The organism is Burkholderia sp. 4NA327C6, from assembly GCF_005502655.1.
Lineage (GTDB): Bacteria > Pseudomonadota > Gammaproteobacteria > Burkholderiales > Burkholderiaceae > Burkholderia > Burkholderia contaminans.
This window is the reverse complement of record NZ_SCNZ01000017.1, coordinates 37,121-56,101: the sequence shown is the minus strand read 5'-3', so window position 1 is coordinate 56,101 and position 18,981 is coordinate 37,121. Positions and strand designations below refer to the sequence as shown.

General features: G+C 68.3%; 14 protein-coding genes. 9 read left to right on the top strand and 5 right to left on the bottom strand.

Annotated elements, in window-relative coordinates:
- The first annotated feature begins 50 nt into the window (after window positions 1–50).
- The 5 genes from apbC (at window position 51) to FFS49_RS18800 (ending at window position 5,694) form a co-directional block, all read left to right on the top strand.
- A complete protein-coding gene (gene apbC / locus FFS49_RS18820; protein ID WP_071334833.1) occupies window positions 51–1,142 on the top strand; it encodes an iron-sulfur cluster carrier protein ApbC in 1,092 nt (363 codons plus the stop codon).
- Window positions 1,143–1,275: 133 nt separating this feature from the next.
- Entirely contained in the window at window positions 1,276–1,812 is a 537-nt protein-coding gene (gene sodC, locus FFS49_RS18815) for a superoxide dismutase [Cu-Zn] (protein WP_039368592.1), read from the top strand.
- 112 nt (window positions 1,813–1,924) lie between these two features.
- Window positions 1,925–2,494 (top strand): dCTP deaminase, encoded by a 570-nt coding sequence (gene dcd, locus FFS49_RS18810; protein ID WP_006398615.1) that lies wholly within the window; start codon window positions 1,925–1,927, stop codon window positions 2,492–2,494.
- Between the two features lie 81 nt (window positions 2,495–2,575).
- Complete coding sequence (locus FFS49_RS18805) at window positions 2,576–4,855, top strand: arginine/lysine/ornithine decarboxylase (RefSeq protein ID WP_039368586.1); 2,280 nt, start codon at window positions 2,576–2,578, stop codon at window positions 4,853–4,855.
- Window positions 4,855–5,694 carry a lysozyme inhibitor LprI family protein gene (locus tag FFS49_RS18800; protein ID WP_105816191.1) on the top strand — a complete coding sequence of 280 codons (840 nt, stop codon included), beginning with the start codon at window positions 4,855–4,857 and terminating at the stop codon, window positions 5,692–5,694. Before FFS49_RS18805 ends, FFS49_RS18800 begins: the two co-directional genes overlap by 1 nt.
- An 87-nt stretch (window positions 5,695–5,781) precedes the next feature.
- On the opposite strand, the gene FFS49_RS18795 is transcribed toward FFS49_RS18800, so the two are convergent.
- The 3 genes from FFS49_RS18795 to FFS49_RS18785 form a co-directional block, all read right to left on the bottom strand.
- Window positions 5,782–6,465: an HAD family phosphatase gene (locus FFS49_RS18795; RefSeq protein ID WP_105816190.1), complete on the bottom strand. Its 684-nt coding sequence runs from the start codon at window positions 6,463–6,465 to the stop codon at window positions 5,782–5,784.
- 94 nt (window positions 6,466–6,559) lie between these two features.
- The gene (gene argH, locus FFS49_RS18790; protein WP_046544646.1) at window positions 6,560–7,969 is read right to left on the bottom strand and encodes an argininosuccinate lyase; all 1,410 of its coding nucleotides are present in this window, start codon (window positions 7,967–7,969) and stop codon (window positions 6,560–6,562) included.
- A 139-nt stretch (window positions 7,970–8,108) separates the two neighbouring features.
- Window positions 8,109–8,918: a helix-turn-helix transcriptional regulator gene (locus FFS49_RS18785; protein ID WP_039368575.1), complete on the bottom strand. Its 810-nt coding sequence runs from the start codon at window positions 8,916–8,918 to the stop codon at window positions 8,109–8,111.
- A 213-nt stretch (window positions 8,919–9,131) separates the two neighbouring features.
- Here FFS49_RS18785 and FFS49_RS18780 point away from each other — a divergent pair, with 213 nt between their 5' ends.
- A complete protein-coding gene (locus FFS49_RS18780; RefSeq protein WP_105816189.1) occupies window positions 9,132–9,884 on the top strand; it encodes a class I SAM-dependent methyltransferase in 753 nt (250 codons plus the stop codon).
- Window positions 9,885–10,002: 118 nt separating this feature from the next.
- Here FFS49_RS18780 and ppc read toward each other — a convergent pair whose 3' ends face one another.
- On the bottom strand, window positions 10,003–13,029 hold the full coding sequence (gene ppc, locus FFS49_RS18775) for a phosphoenolpyruvate carboxylase (protein ID WP_105816188.1): 3,027 nt from the start codon (window positions 13,027–13,029) through the stop codon (window positions 10,003–10,005).
- A 207-nt stretch (window positions 13,030–13,236) separates the two neighbouring features.
- Here ppc and hemC point away from each other — a divergent pair, with 207 nt between their 5' ends.
- The 3 genes from hemC to FFS49_RS18755 are packed head-to-tail and all read left to right on the top strand — an operon-like array spanning window position 13,237 to window position 17,401.
- A complete protein-coding gene (gene hemC / locus FFS49_RS18765; RefSeq protein WP_039368569.1) occupies window positions 13,237–14,241 on the top strand; it encodes a hydroxymethylbilane synthase in 1,005 nt (334 codons plus the stop codon).
- On the top strand, window positions 14,241–16,211 hold the full coding sequence (gene hemDX, locus FFS49_RS18760) for a fused uroporphyrinogen-III synthase HemD/membrane protein HemX (protein WP_105816187.1): 1,971 nt from the start codon (window positions 14,241–14,243) through the stop codon (window positions 16,209–16,211). Before hemC ends, hemDX begins: the two co-directional genes overlap by 1 nt.
- 2 nt (window positions 16,212–16,213) lie before the next feature.
- Window positions 16,214–17,401 (top strand): heme biosynthesis protein HemY, encoded by a 1,188-nt coding sequence (locus FFS49_RS18755; protein ID WP_039368564.1) that lies wholly within the window; start codon window positions 16,214–16,216, stop codon window positions 17,399–17,401.
- A gap of 110 nt (window positions 17,402–17,511) precedes the next feature.
- Here FFS49_RS18755 and FFS49_RS18750 read toward each other — a convergent pair whose 3' ends face one another.
- Complete coding sequence (locus FFS49_RS18750) at window positions 17,512–18,816, bottom strand: MFS transporter (RefSeq protein ID WP_039368562.1); 1,305 nt, start codon at window positions 18,814–18,816, stop codon at window positions 17,512–17,514.
- Window positions 18,817–18,981 lie beyond the last annotated feature (165 nt).

Sequence of the window (18,981 nt, the reverse complement as noted above, 5' to 3'; positions counted from 1 at the left end):
TGATATTTTTTGACGTTTGCGCGCGAGAAAAACGTTTTCACGGAGTTTCGATGAGCATTGACCGGGCACAAGTCGACGCCGCTTTGGCGGCTGTCGTCGACCCCAATACCGGCCGTCCGTACGCGGCGAACAAGGGCGTGCGCAACGTCGCGATCGACGGCGACGTCGTGGCGCTCGACGTGGTGCTCGGTTATCCGGCGCGCAGCCAGCACGACGACGTGCGCGCGCGCGTCGCAGCGGCGCTCCAGGCCGTGCCGGGCGTGCGCGACGCGCGCGTCGCCGTGTCGCAGGAGATCGTCGCGCACACGGTGCAGCGCGGCGTGAAACTGCTGCCGAACGTGAAGAACATCGTCGCGGTTGCGTCGGGCAAGGGCGGCGTCGGCAAGAGCACGACGGCCGTGAACCTCGCGCTCGCGCTCGCCGCGGAAGGCGCGTCGGTCGGCATTCTCGACGCCGACATCTACGGCCCGTCGTTGCCGACGATGCTCGGCATCCACGGCCAGCGCCCCGAGTCGCCGGACAACCAGTCGATGAACCCGCTCGTCGGCCACGGGCTGCAGGCGAACTCGATCGGCTTCCTGATCGAGGAAGACAACCCGATGGTGTGGCGCGGCCCGATGGCGACTTCCGCGCTCGAGCAGTTGCTGCGCCAGACCAACTGGCGCGAGCTCGACTACCTGATCGTCGACATGCCGCCCGGCACGGGCGACATCCAGCTGACGCTCGCGCAGCGCGTGCCCGTCACGGGCGCGGTGATCGTCACGACGCCGCAGGACATCGCGCTGCTCGACGCGAAGAAGGGCCTGAAGATGTTCGAGAAGGTCGGGATTCCGATCCTCGGCATCGTCGAGAACATGAGCATCCATACCTGCTCGAACTGCGGCCACGAGGAGCACATCTTCGGCGCCGGCGGGGCCGAGCGGATGGCGAAGGAGTACGGCGTGAACGTGCTCGGCAGCCTGCCGCTCGACATCGCGATCCGTGAGCGCGCCGACAGCGGCACGCCGACGGTCGTGGCCGATTCCGACGGCGCGCTGGCGCGTCGCTATCGCGAGATTGCACGCGGCGTCGCGCTGGCGATTGCCGAGCGATCGCGCGACATGACGTCGAAGTTCCCGTCGATCGTTGTTCAAAATACGTAAAACCCTTGCGGGGCGGGGCCTCACGCTGTTTACGGCGCCGCGAGGCGCGGTATCATGGCGACTTTTCCCGGGTCCCTTTACCCGCCCGGCGCGGCCGTCGTGTCAAACGGCCGTCAGCCGGCATGAGGATCGAATGAAACAACGACATCACGGCGTGTACGCCGGCCGCGTGCGGTGCGCGCTGCTGGCCGCCGCCGCGCTGGGCCTGCTGGCCGGCTGTACCTCCTTTTCCTCGTCGCACGAAAAACGGGCCGACGCGCAGCTGCAGCCGACGGTCGGTTCGCAGGCGCGCGGCGCGGTGACGTTCGTCGAGCGTCCGGACGGCGTGCAGGTTACCTACAACCTGGCCGGGCTGCCGCCGAACAGCGATCACGCGTTGCAGGTACACGAACGCGGCGACTGCAACTCGGGCGACGGCTCGAGCGCCGGCCAGGTGTTCGCGCCGGCGGCCGACCGGCTGCGGGCGGGCGCCCGCGTCGCCGGCGATCTCGGCAATATCCACGCGGACGCGAATGGCGTCGCGGCCGGCTTCATCGTCGCCCCCGATCTGGCCCTCGATGGCGTGCGCTCGGCGATGAACCGCGCGGCGCTCGTGCATCGCGAGCCGAGCGATCCCGCGTTTCCGCAGCATGGCGCGGGGCCTGCGCTTGCCTGCGGCGTGATCCGTTGACGGCCGCCGCATGCGGCGCCCGATGATCGCGTAAAATGGCGGCCTTTCCTGGCCGCTCCCTCGTGCGAGCGGCCCCTCCTGACTGTCACGCAGCGTTTCCTGGCGCCCTGATATGAGCATCAAGTCCGACAAATGGATTCGGCGCATGGCCGAAGAGCACAAGATGATCGAGCCGTTCGTGCCCGATCAGGTCCGCGCGTCCGAGGACGGCCGCCGGATCGTCAGCTACGGCACGTCGAGCTACGGCTACGACATCCGCTGCGCGGACGAATTCAAGATCTTCACGAACATCAACTCGACGATCGTCGACCCGAAGAACTTCGACGAAGGTTCGTTTGTCGATTTCAAGGGCGACGTGTGCATCATCCCGCCGAACTCGTTCGCGCTGGCCCGCACCGTCGAATATTTCCGCATCCCGCGCACAGTGCTGACCGTCTGCCTCGGCAAGTCGACCTACGCGCGCTGCGGGATCATCGTCAACGTGACGCCGTTCGAACCCGAGTGGGAAGGCTACGTCACGCTGGAATTCTCGAATACCACGCCGCTGCCCGCGAAGATCTACGCGAACGAAGGTGTCGCGCAGGTGCTGTTCTTCGAAAGCGACGAAGTGTGCGACGTGTCGTACGCCGATCGCGGCGGCAAGTATCAGGGTCAGCGCGGTGTCACGCTGCCGAAAACCTGATCTGGTTGCATAACGTCTCACCAGTTTCCGGGTGACCGCTGCGCGTGACGCGCCGCGGTCGTTCTTTTTGGAGAATCGCCCATGAAGTTTCGTTTCCCCGTCGTCATCATCGACGAAGATTTCCGCTCCGAGAACATCTCGGGCTCCGGCATCCGGGCGTTGGCCGAAGCGATCGAGAAGGAGGGCGTCGAAGTCCTCGGCCTCACGAGCTACGGCGATCTGACGTCGTTCGCGCAGCAGTCGAGTCGCGCGTCGTGCTTCATCCTGTCGATCGACGACGACGAACTCATGCTCGGCGAGACCGGCCAGGACGGCGATCTGCCCGAACTCGCGACCGCGATCATCGAGCTGCGCGCGTTCGTCACCGAAGTGCGCCGCCGCAACGCGGACATCCCGATCTTCCTGTACGGCGAGACGCGCACGTCGCGCCACCTGCCGAACGACATCCTGCGCGAGCTGCACGGCTTCATCCACATGTTCGAGGACACGCCGGAGTTCGTCGCGCGCCACATCATCCGCGAGGCGAAGGTCTATCTCGACTCGCTCGCGCCGCCGTTCTTCAAGGAACTCGTGAAGTACGCGGACGAAGGCTCGTACTCGTGGCACTGCCCGGGGCACTCGGGCGGCGTCGCGTTCCTGAAGAACCCGCTCGGCCAGATGTTCCACCAGTTCTTCGGCGAGAACATGCTGCGCGCGGACGTCTGCAACGCGGTGGACGAACTCGGCCAGCTGCTCGACCACACGGGCCCGGTCGCGGCGTCCGAGCGCAACGCGGCGCGCATCTTCAGCGCGGATCACCTGTTCTTCGTGACCAACGGCACGTCGACGTCGAACAAGATCGTCTGGCACGCGACGGTCGCACCGGGCGACATCGTGCTGGTCGACCGCAACTGCCACAAGTCGATCCTGCACGCGATCACGATGACGGGCGCGATTCCCGTGTTCCTCACGCCGACGCGCAACCATTTCGGCATCATCGGGCCGATCCCGCGCGACGAATTCAAGCCGGAGAACATCCGCAAGAAGATCGAGGCGAACCCGTTCGCACGTGAAGCGATGCGCGAGAACCCGGACATGAAGCCGCGCATCCTGACGATCACGCAGAGCACGTACGACGGCGTCGTGTACAACGTCGAGATGATCAAGGACCTGCTCGGCGACCTGCTCGACACGCTGCACTTCGACGAAGCATGGCTGCCGCATGCGACGTTCCACGACTTCTACCGCGACATGCACGCGATCGGCGACGGCCGTCCGCGCACCGGCGCGCTCGTGTTCGCGACGCACTCGACGCACAAGCTGCTCGCGGGCATCTCGCAGGCATCGCAGATCGTCGTGCAGGATTCGGAGAACCGCACGTTCGACAAGCATCGCTTCAACGAGGCGTACCTGATGCACACGTCGACGAGCCCGCAGTACGCGATCATCGCGTCGTGCGACGTCGCGGCCGCGATGATGGAGCCGCCGGGCGGCACCGCGCTCGTCGAGGAATCGATCGCCGAGGCGATCGACTTCCGCCGCGCGATGCGCAAGGTCGACGCCGAATACGGCGACGACTGGTTCTTCAGCGTGTGGGGCCCGGACAACCTGTCGGAAGAGGGCATCGGCTCGCGCGAGGACTGGATGCTGAAGCCGAACGACCACTGGCACGGCTTCGGCCCGCTGGCGGAAGGCTTCAACATGCTCGACCCGATCAAGGCGACGATCATCACGCCGGGGCTCGACGTCGACGGCGAGTTCGGCGAAACCGGCATTCCGGCCGCGATCGTCACGAAGTACCTCGCCGAGCACGGGATCATCGTCGAGAAGACCGGCCTGTACTCGTTCTTCATCATGTTCACGATCGGCATCACGAAGGGCCGCTGGAACTCGATGGTGACCGAGCTGCAGCAGTTCAAGGACGACTACGACAACAACCAGCCGCTGTGGCGCGTGCTGCCGGAATTCGTCGCGCAGCATCCGCGCTACGAGCGTGTCGGCCTGCGCGACCTGTGCACGCAGATCCACGACGTGTACCGCGCGAACGACATCGCCCGCCTGACGACCGAGATGTACCTGTCGGACATGGAGCCGGCGATGAAGCCGTCGGACGCGTTCGCGAAGCTCGCGCACCGCAAGATCGACCGCGTGCCGCTCGACGAGCTCGAAGGCCGCGTGACGAGCATCCTGCTCACGCCGTACCCGCCGGGCATTCCGCTGCTGATCCCGGGCGAGCGCTTCAACAAGACGATCGTGAACTACCTGCGGTTCGCGCGCGACTTCAACGAACGCTTCCCGGGCTTCCACACCGATATCCACGGCCTCGTCGCGGAAGAGGTGAACGGCCGCGTCGAGTACTTCGTCGACTGCGTGCGCGACTGATGGCGACGCACGGACGAATCCAGGCGATGCGTGCGGCGCTGGCCGCGCTCGTCGTCTGGGCGGCAGGATTGACGGGGCTCGCGGGCGCGGGTGTCGCCCATGCGGAAGTCGCGGCGGCCGACCCGATCGACGTCGCGATGCGGCAATGCCTCGCGCGGCGCGACCGGTCGTCGCCGGCCGGGCAGATCCAGTGCATGGGCGAAGCGCAGCAGCAGTGGCAGGCAGTGATGGACGGCGCGTACCAGCGCCTGTTGAAGGACGCACCGGCCGATGCGAAGCGCGGCTGGCAGGACAGCCAGCGCCATTGGCTCACGTGGCGCAAGGATGAAGTGCATCTGCTGACGGCCGTGTACGACACCACGCGCGGCACGTCATACGCGATGTCGAGTGCCGACCTGCAGCTGCAGCCCGTGCGCGATCGCGCGCTGGCGCTGCGCGCTGCGGCCGATCGCTATGCGCCGGCGCCCGCGGCCGTGCCGGTCGCGGCTACGAGCGGCGCGCAGGCCAGCGCGGGGGATGCCCCGAGCGCGGCCCAGGGTGCGGCCAAGCCGAACGGCAAGCCGGCGAACGCGCCGCGCGATCCCGCCGTGCGCCGCGTGCGGCCGTGCGAACAGGACGCCGCGTGCGAACACGCGCTGTTCGACCTGAACCGCTATTACCAGAAGCTGCGCCGCAAGATGCCCGCGCATTCGGCCGCGACGCTCGTCCGCGCACAGCGCGCGTGGGTCGGGTTCCGCGATGCGACGGCGCCGCTCGTCGGCGAGGACGGCCGTGTCGACCTGATCGGCGCGCGCATCGCGACGATGAAGCGGCTGTCGGAGACGGCCGGCAACAAGTAAGCGCAATGACGATGCCGACGGTTCGGCGATACGGCAAAAAGCAAAACGGGCACCCAAGGTGCCCGTTCTTCATTTGGCGGCCGCGATTCAGGCGGGCCGTTGCTTGTCGAGCCCGCCGAACCACGACGGCACGAGCGCGACCGCATCGTCGAGCGACGCGAGCACGTGCAGGCTCAGCGCGACGATTTCGGGTGTCGGCGCCTTCAGGTCGGGCACGGTGACGACCGATGCGCCCGCGCCGGCGGCCGATTGCGCGCCGAAGTCGCTGTCCTCGAACGCGACGCAGGCGTGGGCCGGCACGCCGAGGCGTTCGGCCGCGAGCCGGTAGACGGCCGGATCGGGCTTGCCGCGCGAGACTTCGTCGCCGCCTGCGATCGCGCGGAAGAACGGCAGCACGCCGACCGCGTCGAGCCGCGCGCGGATGACCTCGCACGCGGACGACGACGCGACCGCGCACGGAATGCCGGCCTGCGCGAGCGCATCGAGCAACGCGAACGCGCCGGGCTTCAGCGGAAACTTCGGATGCGGTTCGGGCGCCGAGAGCTGCTCGCGCACGCGGATGCGCACCGCGTCGAACGTATCGGGGTTGCCGATCAGCCGTGCCAGGATGACCTGGCCTTCGGCGAACGAGCGGCCGACGATCTGCAGGTAGTCGGTGGTGGTCAGCGTGACGCCGTGCGCATTCGACACGTCGATCCACGTGTTCATGATGGTCCGCTCGGAATCGACGAGCAGGCCGTCCATGTCGAAGAGCGCGGCGGAAAAGGTCATCGGCGGCATTCGGGAAGCAGGGAAGGCGATGGGCGGCGCGACGGCCGCCCCAATGAAAAACGGACGCCGAAGGCGTCCGTCCGGAACAGCGGGCTTACTGGCCGAGCGCGGCGCGCGCAGCCTTGACCGCCGCACGCACCTGGTCGGGCGCGGTGCCGCCCGGGTGGTTGCGGCTCGCGACCGAGCCCTCGAGCGTCAGGTAGCCGAACACGTCTTCGCCGATCAGGTGCGCGACGTTCGGCAGTTCCTGCTTCATCTCGTCGAGCGTCAGGTCGGCCAGGTCGATGCCGCGGTCGTCGCAGATCTTCACCGCGTGCGCGACGGCTTCGTGCGCATCGCGGAACGGCAGGCCGCGCTTCACCAGGTAGTCGGCGAGGTCGGTGGCGGTCGAGAAGCCCTGCAGCGCGGCCGCACGCATCGCGTCCGGCTTCACGGTGATGCCGGCAACCATCTCGGCGAAGATCCGCAGCGTGTCGGCAACGGTATCGACCGTGTCGAACAGCGGTTCCTTGTCTTCCTGGTTGTCCTTGTTGTACGCGAGCGGCTGGCCCTTCATCAGCGTCAGCAGCGCCATCAGGTGGCCGTTCACGCGGCCCGTCTTGCCGCGCGCGAGCTCGGGCACGTCCGGGTTCTTCTTCTGCGGCATGATCGAGCTGCCGGTGCAGAAGCGGTCGGCGATGTCGATGAAGCCGACGCGCGGGCTCATCCACAGCACGAGTTCTTCGGAGAAGCGCGACACGTGCGTCATCACGAGCGCGGAGGCGGCCGTGAATTCGATCGCGAAGTCGCGATCCGACACCGCGTCGAGCGAGTTCGCGCAGATGCCGTCGAAGCCGAGCGTCTTCGCCACGGCGTGACGATCGATCGGGTAGCTCGTGCCGGCGAGTGCGGCCGCGCCGAGCGGCAGGCGGTTCACGCGGGTGCGGCAGTCGCGCATGCGCTCCGCGTCGCGCGAGAACATCTCGACGTACGCGAGCAGGTGGTGGCCGAACGTGACGGGCTGCGCGACCTGCAGGTGCGTGAAGCCCGGCATGATCGTGTCGGCATTCTGTTCCGCGAGATCGAGCAGCGCGCCGCGCAGGTCGTTCAGCAGGCCGCCGATGCGGTCGATCTCGCCGCGCAGCCACAGGCGGATGTCGGTCGCGACCTGGTCGTTGCGCGAGCGGCCCGTGTGCAGGCGCTTGCCGGCATCGCCGATCAGCGCGGTCAGGCGCGCCTCGATGTTCAGGTGGACGTCTTCCAGGTCGAGCTGCCATTCGAATTCGCCGCGCTCGATTTCACCCTTGATCTGCGCCATCCCGCGTTCGATCGCGGCCAGGTCGTCGGCGCTGATGATCTTCTGCGCGGCGAGCATGTTCGCGTGCGCGAGCGAGCCGGCGATGTCGACGAGCGCGAGGCGCTTGTCGAAAAATACCGACGACGTGTAGCGCTTGACCAGCTCGGACATCGGTTCCGAGAAGCGGGCCGACCAGGCCTCGCCCTTTTTGTGCAGTTGGGACGTCATGGCGATTCTTCGAAGGGGATGTTTGGGCGGCGTGGGCCGCCGAGGGAATCCCGCGATTCTAACATTCGCGGGCCTGCCCGCCGCGGCGCGCGGCCGTTCGCGGCGGCCTGCCGGACGTAGCCTGCGCAGGCCGGCCCGATCAGTCGCGCACCAGCACGACCAGCTTCAGGTCCTCGCGGTGCGCGGGCTTCAGCGTGATCTGCTGGTACACGAGGCGGCCGTCGGCCGGATGGTCGAATTCGCGCAGGCCGCCTTCGCGTTCGAACACGTCCTGCGATGCCCAGTACTGCGCGAACGCGTCGCTGCCGGCGGTCAGCGCGTCGATCAGCGCACGCGTGGGCGCATCGGTCAGGTGACGGATCGAATCGGCGCGGAATTCGGCCGCGAGCCGCCGCGCGCGGGTTTCCCAGTCGACGATCAGCGTGCGTGCCGCCGGCGACATGAACGTGAAGCGCAGCAGGTTGCGGTCGTGCTCGCCGTCGAGCCAGCCGGAAAAGAGCGCGGCGGCCGGCGCGTTCCATGCGAGCGCGTTCCATTGCCGGTCGAGCACGTACGCGGGCGTCGCGATCGCCGCGACGGTCGCGGCGAGCGTCGGCGGCAGGTCGCCGCCCGCGACGTCGGGCTCGGCCGGGTCGCGTTGCGCGGCCAGCTCGAACAGGTAGGCACGCTCGGCCTTCGACAGTTGCAGCGCGACGGCGATCCGCGCGAGCGCGTCGGCGGATGCCGAAACCGGGCGGCCCTGTTCGATCCACGTGTACCAGGTCGGGCTGACGCCGCACAGCTGCGCGACTTCCTCGCGCCGCAGCCCCGGCGTGCGGCGGCGCGGGCCGGGCGGCAGGCCGACGGCCTGCGGCGACAGCCGCTCGCGGTGGGCGCGGATGAATTCGCCGAGCGCACGGGCGGGCGTGGCGTCGAGCGGCGGGACGGGAGCGGAGGACGGATGGTTCATGCGGAGACGGCGAAATGGAAACGGGGGCGCGGCAACAATCAGACGGGTGTGTCGAATACCAGAATAACTGCTTAACTTGTACTGGTACAAACGCAGGCCTATTGTAGCGGCTCGCGCGCTGCCAGGGTAGCGGGCGTCCCACAAACGCGTGCATGGGGCCGGAGCAGATGCCGAGGCGTCTGTCGCACCGGCAACGGTACAAAGGAGCGAACGATGAAACACCACGACCAGGTCGCCGACGCATTCGGCACGACGGCCGCCGCCTATCTGACGAGCACGGTCCACGCGACGGGCGCGGATCTGCAGACGCTCGCGGACGCGGTGCGCGCAACGCCCGATGCCGCGGTGCTCGATCTCGGCTGCGGCGCCGGCCATGCAAGCTTCGCCGTCGCGCCGCACGTGCGCGACGTGGTCGCCTACGATCTCGCCGCGCAGATGCTCGCGACCGTCGACGCCGCCGCGCGCGAACGCGGGCTCGCGAACATCCGCACGCAGCAGGGGCCGGCCGAGCGACTGCCGTTCGAGACGGCGACGTTCGACTGGGTCGTGAGCCGGATGAGCGCGCACCACTGGCACGACATGCGCGCGGCGCTCGCCGAGGTGCGCCGCGTGCTGAAACCGGGCGGCCGCGTGTTGATGATCGACATCGCCGGCAACGACCATCCGCTTCTCGATACGTACCTGCAGGCCGCGGAAGTGCTGCGCGACGCATCGCACGTGCGCGACTACCGGGCGGACGAATGGCTCGCGATGTTCCGCGAAGCCGGCTTCGACGCGCACGTGCACAGCCGCTGGCGGCTGCCGATCGATTTCGAGACGTGGGTCGCGCGCATCCGCACGCCGGCCGACAGCGTCACCGGCATCCGCGCGCTGTGGGCGCATGCGCCGGACGAGGTGCGCGGCTACTACGCGGTGCAGCCGGACGGTTCGTTCGAACATGACGCGTTGCTGATCGACGCGCACTGAGCGCGAGGTGCACCGGCACGGTTTCGCCCGCGCATGAAAAAAGCCGCGATACGCCCCATCGCGTATCGCGGCTTCTACGATGGCAGTCGGCGCGGAATCACACCGCGCCGCACGCGGATCAGCCCGTGTTGCGCAGGCCGGCCGCGATCCCGTTGATCGTCAGGTGAATCCCGCGGCGCAGCCGCGCGTTCGTGTCGCCCGCGCGGTGGCGCTTGATCAGCTCGACCTGCAGGTGGTTCAGCGGATCGAGATACGGGAAGCGGTTCTTGATCGAGCGCGCGAGCAGCGGGTTGGTCGCGAGGCGGCCTTCGTGCCCGGTGATTTCCGCCAGCGCCTGCGACGTGCGCTCCCATTCCGCGACGATCCGCTCGAACACGTGCTTGCGCAGCTTGCGGTCGGAAACCAGCTGCGCGTAGCGCGACGCCACCGCGAGGTCGGTCTTCGCGAGCACCATGTCCATGTTCGACAGCAGGTTCGAGAAGAACGGCCAGGTCTTGTTCATCTTCTTCAGCAGCGCGACGCGCTTCGTGCGTTCGGCGTCGTCCTGCGCGCCGTCGAGATACGCACTCACTGCGCTGCCGAAGCCGTACCAGCCCGTCAGCAGCAGCCGGCACTGACCCCACGAGAAGCCCCACGGAATCGCGCGCAGGTCCTCGATCTTGCGCTGCTTCGGATCCTGCAGCTTGCGCGAGGCCGGGCGGCTGCCGATGTTCAGCTCGGCGATCTCGGTGATCGGCGTCGACGAGAAGAAGTAGTCGGTAAAGCCCGGGGTTTCATAGACGAGCGCGCGGTACGCGGCCATCGCCGAATCGGACAGCGTCTGCATTGCGGCCTCGAACGCGGGCAGTTGCGCGGGCGCGTTGTTCTGCGGCAGAAGCGTTGCTTCGAGCGTCGCGGCGACGACTGTCTCGAGGTTCCGGCGGCCGATCTCCGGGTTCGCGAACTTGCTCGCGATCACCTCGCCCTGTTCGGTCAGGCGGATCTGGCCGTTCACGGTGCCCGGCGGCTGCGACAGAATTGCCTGGTAGGTCGGGCCGCCGCCGCGGCCGACCGTGCCGCCGCGGCCGTGGAACAGGCGCAGCGTGATCTTGCGGTCGCGGAACAGGTCGACGAGCGCGAGTTCCGCGCGATACAGCTCCCAGTTCGACGTGAGGAAGCCGCCGTCCTTGTTGCTGTCCGAATAGCCGAGCATCACTTCCTGCTCGGCGCCCTGGTGCGCGATCAGCGCGTCGATGCCCGGCAGTGCGAAGTATTCGCGCATGATGCGCGCGGCGTCGCGCAGGTCGGGAATCGTCTCGAACAGCGGGATTACCATCAGGCTGTTCTTCGCATCGCCGCCCGGGACGCCGAGTGCACCTTCGAGCAGGCCCGTCTCTTTCTGAAGCAGCAGCACCTCGACGAGGTCGCTGACGGTTTCCGTATGCGAAATGATGTAGTTGCGTACCGCACGTGCGCCGAATTGCGCGCGGACTTCGCGCGCCTTCTCGAACACGCCGAGCTCGCTCTGTGCGAGCGCCGAGTATTCGAAGTACGGCAGGCGCAGCGGACGCGGGTCGGCCAGGGCGGCGAGCAGCACGCGCAGCTTGTCTTCCTCGGCGAGCGCCGCGTAGTCGGCCTCGACGCCTGCGCGGGCGAACAGTTCGGCAACCACGGCTTCGTGGATGTCGGAGCTCTGGCGCAGGTCGATGCTCGCGAGATGGAAGCCGAACACTTCGGCCGCGCGCACCAGAGGCGCGAGGCGCGGTGCGGCGAGCGACGTGCCGTGGTGTTCGTCGAGCGACGCGGTCAGCACTTTCAGGTCGGCGACGAATGCTTCGGAATCCGCGTACGGGACCGCGCGCACGGGCGGCGCGCCGCGGCCCGCGCTGCGCACCGGCACCGTGCCTTCGCCGAGACGCACGCGCGCGCTTGCGGCGAGGCGCGTGTAGATGCCGATCAGCGCGCGGCGGTACGGCTCGTCGACGCGGTGCGGCGACTGGTCGGGCGAAGCTGCCGCGAGCGCCTTCACGGCGTCGTTTGCACCAACGAGCAGGTTCGACACCGACAGCTCGGCGCCGAGCTTGTGCACCTGTTCCAGATAGTGCTCGAGTATCACCGCGGCCTGGCGGTTGATCGCTTCGTCGAGCGTCGCCGCCGTCACGTTCGGGTTGCCGTCGCGGTCGCCGCCGATCCAGCTGCCCATCTGGAAGAACGCGGGTACGCGCGCGGACAGGCCGTGCTCGGCGAGCGCGGCCTCGATGTCGCCGTACAGCGCGGGCAGTTCGTCGAGGAACGTCGCGCGGTAGTACGACAGCGCGTTCTCGATCTCGTCGCCGACCGTCAGGCGCGAGTCGCGCAGCATGCGGGTCTGCCACAGCGCGGTCACGCGCGCGCGCAGCATCGATTCGTTGTACTGCCGCTCACGGCTCGTCAGCTCCTGGTCGCGCTCGGCGAGCAGGCGCGCGATGTCGTGCTGCGCGTCGAGAATGCTCTTGCGCTGCACTTCGGTCGGGTGCGCGGTCAGCACCGGCACGATCAGCGCGTCGTCGAAGAAGCGCTGCAGCAGGCGCTTCGACGCGTTGCCGGTCGTCTTCAGCTGTTCGAGCGCGTACGCGACCGTGCCGGGCTGCGACGCCGAGCCGGCCAGCGCGTGGATGCGGCGGCGGCGGTTGTGGTGGCGGTCTTCCGCGATGTTCGCGAGGTGCGAGAAATAGCTGAACGCGCGCACGACGCTCACCGTCTGCTCCGGCGTCAGCTTGCGCAGCTTCTTCTCGAGTGTCTGCGCGGCTTCGTTGTCGTCCTCGCGGCGGAACTTGACCGCGGTCTGGCGAATCGTCTCGACGACGTCGAACACGGTGTCGCCTTCCTGCTCGCGCACCACGTCGCCGAGCAGGCGGCCGAGGAAGCGGATGTCGTCGAACAGCGGGCCATCCTTGTCGTCGCGCGTGCGCGTGCCGGACTTCGGCGCGGCGGCCGTGCGGGTCGCGGTGCGGGCAGCCGGGCCGGCGGCTTTCGTCGTGCGTTTTGTCTGACGTATCGGGTCTTTCGGTTTCGTTGCCGTTTTCGCACGGCCGTTCGCGGCGGTGGCGACGGTGTCCGTCGAGGCGTCGGAGGAGGACAGGGCAGCATTGCGGCGCGCCGTACGCGCCGATCCGGAAGACTTCACGATGGGTTTCCTTGGGAAAGCTCGAGTCAAAAGGAACTGCGGAAACTGCGAAACTGCGGTCAAGCAACCAGCTACGTGCGGCACATCCGCGCATCGGCGCCGCGACCCGCTCGGCGGCAGGCCGGGCGCAGGCTCCGGGCCCGGGCGGGCAGGGGCGTGCGTGCTACCATTGTTCGATCCTCAATCCCGTCCTTCGATGTTCCAGCAATGAATTCCGAGACCCCTGCGGCCGGGCCGCAACAGGCACAGTCGCCCGCGACGTTGACGATTGCTTCGCGCGAGAGCCGCCTGGCGATGTGGCAAGCCGAACATGTGCGTGATGCGCTGCGCAAATTATATCCAGCTTGTGACGTGAAAATCCTCGGGATGACGACGCGCGGCGACCAGATTCTCGACCGTACGCTGTCGAAGGTCGGCGGCAAGGGCCTGTTCGTGAAGGAGCTGGAGGCCGCGCTGGCCGACGGCCGTGCCGATCTCGCCGTGCATTCGCTGAAGGACGTGCCGATGGCGCTGCCCGACGGCTTCTCGCTCGCCGCGATCATGGAGCGCGAAGATCCGCGCGATGCATTCGTGTCGAACGACTACGCGTCGCTCGACGCGCTGCCGGCCGGTGCCGTGGTCGGCACGTCGAGCCTGCGCCGCGAGGCGATGCTGCGCTCGCGCTACCCGCACCTCGACGTGCTGCCGCTGCGCGGCAATCTCGATACGCGCCTGGCGAAGCTCGATCGCGGCGACTACGCGGCGATCATCCTCGCGGCCGCCGGCCTGAAGCGCCTCGGCCTCGAAACGCGGATCCGCGCGCTGCTCGACGTCGAGGCGAGCCCGCCCGCCGCGGGCCAGGGCGCGCTCGGCATCGAGATCGCATCGCACCGCAACGACGTCGCCGCATGGCTCGCGCCGCTGCACGACCCGCAGACCGCGCTCGCGGTCGAGGCCGAGCGGATGGTGTCGCGCGCGCTCGGCGGCAGCTGCGAGGTGCCGCTCGCCGCGCACGCGGTGTGGCGCGCAGGCGAGCTGTACCTGACCGGCCGCGTGTCGACGACCGACGGCAAGCGCGTGCTGACGGCCGAGGAGTGCGGGGCCGTCGTGACCGTCGCCGATGCGCTCGCGCTCGGCCGCGCGGTGTCCGACGCGCTCGAGGCGCAAGGCGCACTCGACATTGTCCAGGCGCTGCTCGCGGGCTCGCCGGCCGCCGGCAAGGGCGACGCCTGATGGCGGGCGGCGCACGCACGTTCACCGCTGTCCTGACGCGCCCGGACGGCCAGTCCGGCGCGCTTGCGTCGCAACTGGCCGAGGCCGGCTGCGACGTACTTGACTTCCCGTTGATCGACATCGCACCGGTCGACGATCCGGCGCCGCTCGACGCGGCATTCGCGGCGCTCGCCGACTACGCGCTGGTGATTTTCGTGTCGCCGAACGCGATCGACCGCGCGCTCGCGCAGTACGGCGCGATCTGGCCGAACGCGCTGCCGGTCGGCGTGGTCGGGCCCGGCAGCGTCGCGGCGCTCGAGCGTCACGGCATCGCGGCGCCCGCGCATCGCGTGATCGCGCCGCAGGCGCCGGCCGACGGTGGCGTACCTCATTACGATTCGGAAAGCCTGTTCGCCTGCATCGACGCCGAGTTCGGCGGCGCGCAGGCGCTGGCGGGCAAGCGCGTGCTGATCGTGCGCGGCGACGGCGGGCGCGAATGGCTCGCCGAGCGATTGCGCGCGGCCGGCGCGGATGTCACGCTCGTCGCCGCGTACCGGCGCGTCGTGCCCGAGCCGCGCGTCGGCGCGTGGGAGCGCGTGCATGCGCTGCTCCACGGCGAACCGCATGCGTGGCTCGTCACGAGTTCGGAAGGCGTGCGCAACCTGCACGAACTCGCGCGGGCGCATCTGAACGATGCCGAGATCGACGCACTGAAGCACGCGCCGCTCGTGACACCGCATCCGCGGATCGAGCAGACCGCGCGTTCATTGGGTTTTGATAGGATTACGCTGACCGGCGCGGGCGATGAGCGCATCGTCCGCGCGTTTCGAACGATGGCCGACGAGGCCGTCCAACCGGCGACAGCCGCACCGGTGACTAAACGCATGACAGATACCAACGATTCCAATAGCGTCGCTTCCCAGCCGGCCGCTGCATCCGCACCGCCGTCCCGCCCCGCCTACATGGGCGCCGAACCGCCCGCGCGCCGCGGCGGCAGCGCGGTGCTGTGGTTCGTCGTCGTCGTGCTCGGCTGCGCGGCGGGCGTCGGCGGCTACGCGCTGAACCGCAAGATCGACCGGCTCGACGGCTCGTTCGTCGCGCGCCAGAAGGCGCTCGACGCGCAAGCGGCTGAAACGCGCACGAAGACCGAGCAGGCGCTCGCCAGCACGCACCAGGTCGACACGCAGCTCGCGCAGCTCGACGGCAAGCTCGCCGACGCGCAGAGCGCACAGCAGGCGCTGCAGCAGCAATACCAGGACCTGTCGCGCAACCGCGATGCGTGGATGCTCGAGGAAGTCGACCAGATGCTGTCGAGCGCGAGCCAGCAGCTTCAACTGACCGGCAACACGCAGCTCGCGCTGATCGCGCTGCAGAACGCCGACGCGCGCCTCGCGACGTCGCAGAGCGCGCAGGCGGTCACGGTACGCAAGGCGCTCGCGCTGGACATCGAGAAGCTGAAGGCCGCACCGGCGGCCGATCTCACGGGCCTCGCGATCAAGCTCGACGATGCGATCGCGAAGATCGACGCGCTGCCGCTGTCCGGCGAGGCGATCGTCCCGCACGAGGCGCCGAAGGCCGCACCGGCCGACGCCGCATCGTCGGCCGTGGCCGGCGAGCCGCGCTGGAAGGTGTGGTGGCATGACTTCTCGGCCGGCCTCGGCCAGCAGTTGAAGGGGCTCGTGCAGGTCCGCCGCATCGACAACGCGGACGCGATGCTCGCGTCGCCCGACCAAGGCTACTTCGTGCGCGAGAACGTGAAGCTGCGCTTGCTGACTGCCCGCCTGTCGCTGCTCGCGCGCAACGACAGCGCAATGAAGGCCGACCTGCATGCTGCGCAGGCGTCGCTCGGAAAGTATTTCGACCAGGCCTCGAAGGACACGCAGACCGTCGAGGATCTGCTCAAGCAGGTTGACGGCGCATCGCTGACGGTTGCGGTGCCGAACCTGAACACGAGCCTGAACGCCGTTCAGCAGTTCAAGAGCCGGGGGTAACGATGACGCTTCGAGGAATCGTCTGGCTCGCGGTCCTGTTCGCGATCGCCGCAGCGCTCGCCACTGTCGGCCGTTTCGACGCGGGGCAGGTACTGCTCGTCTATCCGCCGTACCGGATCGACGTGTCGCTGAATCTGTTCGTGATCGCCATCGTCGTGCTGTTCATCGTCGTGTATGCGCTGCTGCGCATCGTGCGCAACATCTGGCGCATGCCGCAGCGGGTCGCCGCGTATCGGGCGCGCTCGCGCAACGAGAAGGCGCAGGCGTCGCTGCGCGACGCGATCGCGAACCTGTACGCGGGCCGTTTCTCGCGCGCGGAGAAGGCCGCGCGTGAAGCGCTGTCGGTCGATGCGAATCTGGGCGCGGCGAGTCTCGTCGCCGCCACGGCCGCGCACCGGATGCACGAGTACACGCGCCGCGACGACTGGCTGTCGAAGGTCGACGCGCCGGAATGGCAGGACGCACGGCTGCTCGCGGCGGCCGACATGCGCGCGGATGCGCGTGATGCCGACGGCGCGCTTGCCGCGCTGGCCGACCTGCAGGCGGGCGGCAAGCGCATCCATGCGCAGCAGGTCGCGCTGCGTGCGCAGCAGCAGCTGAAGAACTGGGCCGAGGTGCTGAAGCTTGCGAAGGCGCTCGAGAAGCGCGAGGCGCTGCATCCGGCCGCGGCCGTGCGGCTGCGCCAGCAGGCCGCGGAAAACCTGCTGCGCGAACGCCGGCACGACCCGGATGCGCTGCTCGAGGTGTGGCAGTCGCTGTCGCCGGTCGAGCGCCAGTCGCCGCGTCTGGCCGATCTCGCCGCCGAACTGCTCGTGCCGCTCGAGCGCCGCAACGAAGCGCGCCGCATCGTCGAGGACGCGCTCGCGCACAACTGGGATGCCCGCCTGCTGCGCCGTTACCCGGATACGGCCGGCGCCGATGCGCTGCCGCTGATCCAGAAGGCCGAAGGCTGGAAGAAGGATCACCCGGAAGATGCCGACCTGCTGTTCGCGCTCGGTCGCCTCTGCCAGCAGCAGCAACTGTGGGGCAAGGCGCAGTCGTTCCTCGAATCGGCACTGAAGCTGGCCGACAACGAGGCGCTGAAGGTGCGTGCGCATCGCGCGCTCGCGCGGCTGTTCGAGCATCTCGGCGAAACCGACAAGGCCGCGAAGCATTACCGCGAAAGCGCGCTCGCGATCACAGTGGTCTGACGCGCTGCGGCGATTGCTTGCCGTGCGTAAAAATGCCCCGAACGCCGTCAGGCATTCGGGGCATTTTTCGTTCCATGTGCGGCGCGGCCGCGCGCGGTCACGGCGGTGCGTTACTTGTCGACCAGCCGCTTCGGCACCGACAGCGCCAGCAGCCCGCCGAGCACGAGAAACCCGGCGAGCATGTACATGCCCGAGTCGTTGGCGCCCGTTGCCTGCTTGAGCCAGCCCATCATGTACGGGCTGAGGAAGCCGGCGAGGTTGCCGATCGAGTTGATCATCGCGATGCCGGCCGCGGCCGCCGTGCCGCCGAGGAATGCGGTCGGCAGGCTCCAGAACAGCGGCAGCGTCGTCAGGATGCCGATCGTCGCGAGCGTGAGGCCAAGCATCGCGAGCGCGGTCTGGTGCGCCCAGATCACCGACAGCACGAGCCCGAGCGCGCCGATCGCGGCCGGAATCGCGACGTGCCAGCGGCGTTCGCGGTGCCGGTCCGCGCTGCGTGCGATCAGGATCATCGCGACCACGGCGGCCGCATACGGAATCGCCGACAGCAGGCCGATCATGAACGTGTCGGTCACACCGGTGGCCTTGATGATGGTCGGCAGCCAGAAGCCGACGCCGTAGAGCCCCATCACGAACGAGAAGTAGATCAGCGCCATCAGCCATACGCGCGGGCTCGACATCACGGCGCCGAGCGGCGGGTCTTCCTTGGTGGCTTCCTCAGCATCGACATTGCGCGTGAGGAGCGCCTTTTCGTCGTCGGTCAGCCAGTTCGCCTTCTCGATCCGCTCGTCCAGCTTGAGGAACACGACCACGCCGACCAGCACCGACGGGATGCCCTCGAGCAGGAACAGCCATTGCCAGCCGTGCCATCCGCTGATGCCGTCGAACGCCTTCAGGATGAAGCCCGAAAGCGGTCCGCCGATCACGCCGGACAGCGCGACGGCCGTCATGAAGAACGTCGTCATCCGGCCGCGCCGGTGTGCGGGATACCAGTAGGTGAGGTAGAGGATCACGCCGGGGAAGAAGCCCGCTTCGGCGACGCCGAGCAGGAAGCGCATCACGTAGAACATCGCGGGCGTCGTGACGAACATCGTCAGGATCGAGATCACGCCCCACGTCGCCATGATCCGCGCGATCCACACGCGTGCGCCGACCCTGTGCAGGATGATGTTGCTCGGCACTTCGAAGAGGAAATAGCCGAAGAAGAAGATCCCGGCGCCGAGCCCGTAGACGGTGTCGCTGAGGTTCAGGTCGCTCGCCATCTGCAGCTTCGCGAACCCGACGTTCACGCGGTCGAGATACGCGACCACGTAGCACAGCAGCAGGAGCGGCACGAGCCGCCACGACACCTTGCGGTAGGTTGCTTCCTCGAATGCGCCGGACGAGCCCGGCAGCGACTGCGTCGATGTTGCCATGTTGTCTCCTGTCGATCAAAGTTAGCGCTTTAGCGCTTACTTGGGTCCCATGCGCCGCTGTCCTTGTAGTTGGCCGGGGAAGGCGCGGCGGCACCCGATCCGGTTTCGTGCGAAGCAATGCGTGGATGTCGTGCCGGCCGGTGGAAACCGGCTCGGCACGCGAAC